1 protein-coding gene and 4 pseudogenes are annotated in these 4,841 nt (G+C 61.7%); 1 reads left to right on the plus strand and 4 read right to left on the minus strand.

The features are described from left to right. Positions 1–124 precede the first annotated feature (124 nt). A pseudogene (locus AC066Y_RS42840) lies at positions 125–291 on the plus strand (transposase domain-containing protein); the annotation flags it as partial. Positions 292–421: 130 nt separating this feature from the next. Here AC066Y_RS42840 and ccoS read toward each other — a convergent pair. The 4 genes and pseudogenes from ccoS to ccoG form a co-directional block, all read right to left on the minus strand. Continuing rightward, a pseudogene (gene ccoS, locus AC066Y_RS42845) lies at positions 422–580 on the minus strand (cbb3-type cytochrome oxidase assembly protein CcoS); the annotation flags it as partial. Then, positions 580–2,722, minus strand: a pseudogene (locus AC066Y_RS42850) (heavy metal translocating P-type ATPase). The pseudogenes ccoS and AC066Y_RS42850, both read right to left, overlap by 1 nt. Positions 2,723–2,734: 12 nt before the next feature. Continuing rightward, positions 2,735–3,235: a FixH family protein gene (locus tag AC066Y_RS42855; RefSeq protein WP_478279090.1), complete on the minus strand. Its 501-nt coding sequence runs from the start codon at positions 3,233–3,235 to the stop codon at positions 2,735–2,737. Positions 3,236–3,258: 23 nt separating this feature from the next. Further along, positions 3,259–4,715 (minus strand): annotated as a pseudogene (ccoG, locus tag AC066Y_RS42860) (cytochrome c oxidase accessory protein CcoG). Between the last annotated feature and the right edge of the window lie 126 nt (positions 4,716–4,841).

Raw genomic sequence — 4,841 nt, forward strand, 5'->3', positions numbered from 1 at the left:
GTTCGGATCCGCAAAAACTGACCTGTCGCGCGTTGCTCCACCCGACGCACGTTCACCGTCCGGCCAAAATAGGGATGCCAACGATAGTGGACCTCGAAATCCTCCCCGACATGGGCAGAATGAACGGAACTGGACCTTCGCCGGCAGTCAGCGCTGCGCCAACCGGGCCGCCATCATGTTGACGGCGATCACGACCTGTCGCCTCAAGAGGTCACCCCCAAGGCTTGGTTCGACCACGTCCTCGCCCATATCGCCAATCTTCCCGCATCGCGTCTGCACGAATTGCCCTGATCAACAAGTTGTCGCTGCATGTCTTTGCAACCGTGCGTCTCTCAGCTGCGCCGCGGACCACCGGAACGGCCAAGATAGCACTCTCCTCAGAGCTGAGACCGTCGCAATCACGCTGGCCCATCTGCACTATTTGGACCGGCGCCTCGTCGGGCTCGTCATCGGCGAGGGCGCGCCAGGCCGCGCCATCGAGATCGTCATACTGACCACTGTTCAGCGACCACAGAAAGCCGAGCAGGCCAACGAAGCCCAGTGCAAGAGCGAGTGGAACCAGATAGAGTAGGACCTCCATCAGGTTGCCTCGCTCCTTCGCGCCCGCAGCGCATTGAGCATGACCAGCACCGACGAACCTGACATCGCCGCGGCGGCAATCAGCGGCGTCACCAGACCGGCGATCGCAACCGGCACCGCCAGGACATTGTAGACGACAGCGAGCCATAGGTTCTGCCGCATCAGCCGCAGCGCCTCGCGCGAGGTCATAACTGCCGTCATCACGGGCCGAAGACGCTCACCGAGAAAGACCGCATCAACGACCGCCTGGCTCATATGAGTGGCCGTAACAGGCGACATCGAGGCATGAGCCGTTGCAAGCGCGGGTGCATCGTTCAAGCCATCGCCGACCATCAGTACCTTGTATCCCTCACCTGTCAGGCTTTCGACCCGGGCGACCTTATCCGTCGGTGAGACGCCGGCGCGCCAATTTTGAATGCCGAGCGTCGCGGCCGTGCGCCGAACTGCTGCCTCGCGATCTCCCGACACGATCTCTACTTCTATCCCAAGGCTCGCGAGGGCTGCGACGACCTCGGGCGCGTCTGGCCGCATGCGTTGGCGGACGGCGAAGACATGCTTGCTGTCGCCGTGGCTAAAGGCGACGATAGAAGCCAAGGACGGGCGGCCGGGCCGGATCTCCGATCCTTGGTAGTACCCCCTAACACCCTGCCCCGGCTCCTCTTCGATATCGGCCAGCGGCTCGCTTGCGCCGGCAGTTCGCGCCACGGCAGCGGCGACCGGATGGCGGCTCGATAATGCAAGCCGGCCCGCCAATTGGACGACATCGTCGGGAATGCTAGCTAGCGAAATTGGCGACATCGAGCTCCGGCAATGTCAGCGTTCCGGTCTTGTCGAAGACCACCCGGTTCACTTCCGCTATACGCTCAATCGCATCCCCGGCGTTGAGCAGCACCCCGGACCGGAACAGCGCGCCGGAGGCTACCGTCTGTACCGCGGGTATAGCCAAACCCAGCGCGCAAGGGCAGGCGATAATCAAGACGGCGACCGACGTGACGATCGCGTCATGGAAGGTTGCGCCAGAGGCAAGCCAACCGAGCAACGTCAGGAAGGCAGTTGCATGGACGATCGGTGCATAGAGCCGCGAGGCGCGCTCGGCCAGGCGCAGGTAGCGCGAGCGCGCCTGCAGGGCATGATCAAGTAGCCGAGAAATCTCGGCGAGCAGCGTGTCCTCCGAGTTAGCCACCGCGCGGACGCGCAAGGTGCCCGATCGCACCAATGTACCGGCGAACACTGCGCTGCCGGGCGCCACGAGCGCGGGCGAGGTCTCACCCGTAATGAGGCTTTGATCGACCTCAGAGCGGCCCTCGATCACATCGCCATCGACGGTACAGCATTCGCCGGGTCACACCAGCACGACGTCCCCCGGTTTGATCGTTGATGCCGGAACTGTTCTGATCTCCGTCGGGCCTATGAACTTCGCGGCGGTCTCCGCCTTGAGCGCGGCAAGATTGCCGGCGAAGGCGCGGGTGCGCCGTCTCATGTTCTGGTCGAGATAGCGGCCTGCGAGCAGGAAGTCGATCAACATGATCGCCGCGTCAAAATATGCATGCTCGGCGTGAGCGACAGTCTCGATCAGCGAAGTCGCCAACGCGAGCACGATGCCGATGCTGATCGGCACGTCCATATTGGCCCGGCGAGCCCGTAGCGCGGTAAAGGCTGAGGAGAGGAACGGCTGCGCCGAATAAGCCGCGGCCGGCAGCACGATCAGCGCGGAGAGCCAGTGAAAGAAGTCGCGCTGCTCGGGCAGCATGTCCGAAACATTGCCGGACCATACCGGGATCGAGAGCATCATCACGTTCATCGCGGCAAAAGCAGCCACGCCCAGCCGCCGCAGCAAGTCCCGCGCCCGCTCCGATTCCAGTGTCTCCGCGTCGTCCCGCTGAAAGGGATATGCCCGATAGCCCAGTTCAGCGAGCCGCTTGATGAACAGCGCTGGATCGAGCGCGCCTGCTTTCCATTCCAGCACCAGTCGGTTGTCGGTGAGATTCACGCGCGCCGAGATCACGTCCGGAATGCTCGATAGATTGCGCTCGATCTTGCCCATGCAGCCCGCGCAATTGATCCCTTCTACCGCGAGGTCGAGTTGGATGAAGCCCGTTCCTGTCCTCTTCAAATAGTGCGAAAAGTCGACGTCATCCTGCATGCTCATATGCCCTCAGTCCAAGACGATGCGATTTTTCGACAAAAACATGCGGCGGCCGTCAGTGCCGCCTTCGATCACGAGATCCCACTGCCCGATAGCGACCCCCTCGAAGTCCCCGCGGTAGGTTCCAGCACTGCCCTCCGCCACATTGATCGCGCGATCGGCCCGGCGGTCCACCGGTCGCTCGAGCCGGGCCACGAAATTCATTCCTACGAGAGGCGCGCCTGCGCGATCGCGTGCCTCGATCGCAAGCACCGCCCGGCCATCGGACTGCCGTTGGACATGTACCTGCACCTGCCAACGTCGCTCGTTCTGCTCCCGCGCCGCCAGGATTTCACGCTGATAGGCGAGGCTCGCGCTGTAGGCGCTGTCAACCTCTGTTCCCGGCAGCGTCGTGATGGCAAAACGCATCATGATCAAATTGGCGCCAATCACGACTGAAAAGAAAGCGAGCATGGCGATCAGGACAAAGCGTCCGGTGATGGGCCGCGCGACTGGAATTGATGCGGTCATTGGCAAGATCCCGTCAGTAATTCTTAGGGGAACACGAAGTGGTCCGTTGCGGAGGCGACCTCACCGAGGCCAATGTCGGTGACCCGAAATCTCACCGGCATCGACCGTTCCGACGTGTCGTCGGCCGGCGCGGTCACCAATAGCCGCAGTTCTGTCGTAGTATCGCGAGCCAAGACAATCGTCGGTCGTTCCACGGTCACAGAATCTACGCCGACGACGTGCACGGACGTTTGAGGTGGCCCATCGATGTCGATTGCAATGACGCGGTCGAAGGCCAGCTTGTTAAGCACGCGTACCGTGTAGCCGTTGCGAATCGAACCATCGCTCAGCCTGACCGCCATCGGATTACGATCGTGCAGCACGTTGACGTCGAGCAGTGTTCTGGACAACAACCCATAAAGCATCATCGCACAGACGACCGAGATCAAAGACGCATATACGATCGTCCGCGGGCGTACCGGCTTGAATAGCTCCGACTTGCCTTCCATGCGGCGCCTGATATTGATGTCGTTGTCGTAGCCAATCAGGCGACTTTTGCGCCCGATCTTCTTCATGACGGCATCGCAGGCGTCGATGCAAAGCCCGCACTGGATGCAGCCGAGTTGGGCGCCGTTGCGAATATCGACGCCGGTCGGACAGACCGCCGCGCATTGATCGCAGTCGATGCAGTCTCCGATCTTTTCGCCGCGCGCGCGCAGATCGAATGACTTCTTCAATGAGCAGCGCTGTTCGCCGCGATCGTATTTGTAGGTGACATTAAGTGCCCACTCGTCGGTGAGCGCGGCCTGGATGCGCGGCCAGGGGCACATATACACGCAAACCTGTTCGCGCATGAAGCCGGCCAACAGGACGTCGTAACGGTCAGGATCCCGATCCAGATATAGGCGTTCGCGGGCGCCTGGAATGTCGCCAGATCGCGTACTAATGTATGCGCGTCGGCGAAGTAGAGCACCCAGGCACCACCGGTCCACCAAGCGATCATCAACCAGACCGCGTGCTTTAGCACGCGCTTTGCCGCCCGCTCCACCGTCATCGGACGTGCGGCGGCCCTCAGCCGGTCGCGACGGTCGCCCTCGACCCAACGCTCTACCGCATAGAACAGATCGGTCCATGCCGTTTGCGGACAGAGATAGCCACACCAAATACATCCGCCCAGCGCGTTCATCAAGAACAGTGCCAGCGCGGCAAGCACGAGCAGCCCGGTGAAGTAATAAAGCTCCCGCGGCCACAACTCGATGAAGAAAAAGTAGAACCGCCGGTTCGGGAAATCGAGCAACACCGCCTGGTCGGGAGCGCCTAAGCCACGACGCCAACGCACGAACGGCAGCAAATAGTAGATGCCGAGACATACCACCATCAGCCGCCATTTGATGGTGCGGAAAGTGCCGCAGACGCTCTGCGGATGGACCTTCTTATGAGCTGTATAGAGAAGGCCATCTTCGCCGATCGGCGGGTCATCGCGCGAACCAGTCTTGCTCAGGGCTAGCCCGTCTTATTCATCAGCGGCTTGTTGAGAGGCTGGCGAGCGTGGCGTAAGCCGCTGAGGTGGCGTAGGATTCGGTTGCTGACACCCACCCTCCGCGCATCCGGGCCGCCACACTCGCCA

Source organism: Bradyrhizobium sp. USDA3010 (assembly GCF_056429065.1).

Excerpts from the sequence above, each read along its gene's own strand:
- AC066Y_RS42855 (WP_478279090.1), bottom strand. The coding sequence starts at position 3,235 with ATGACCGCATCAATTCCAGTCGCGCGGCCCATCACCGGACGCTTTGTC.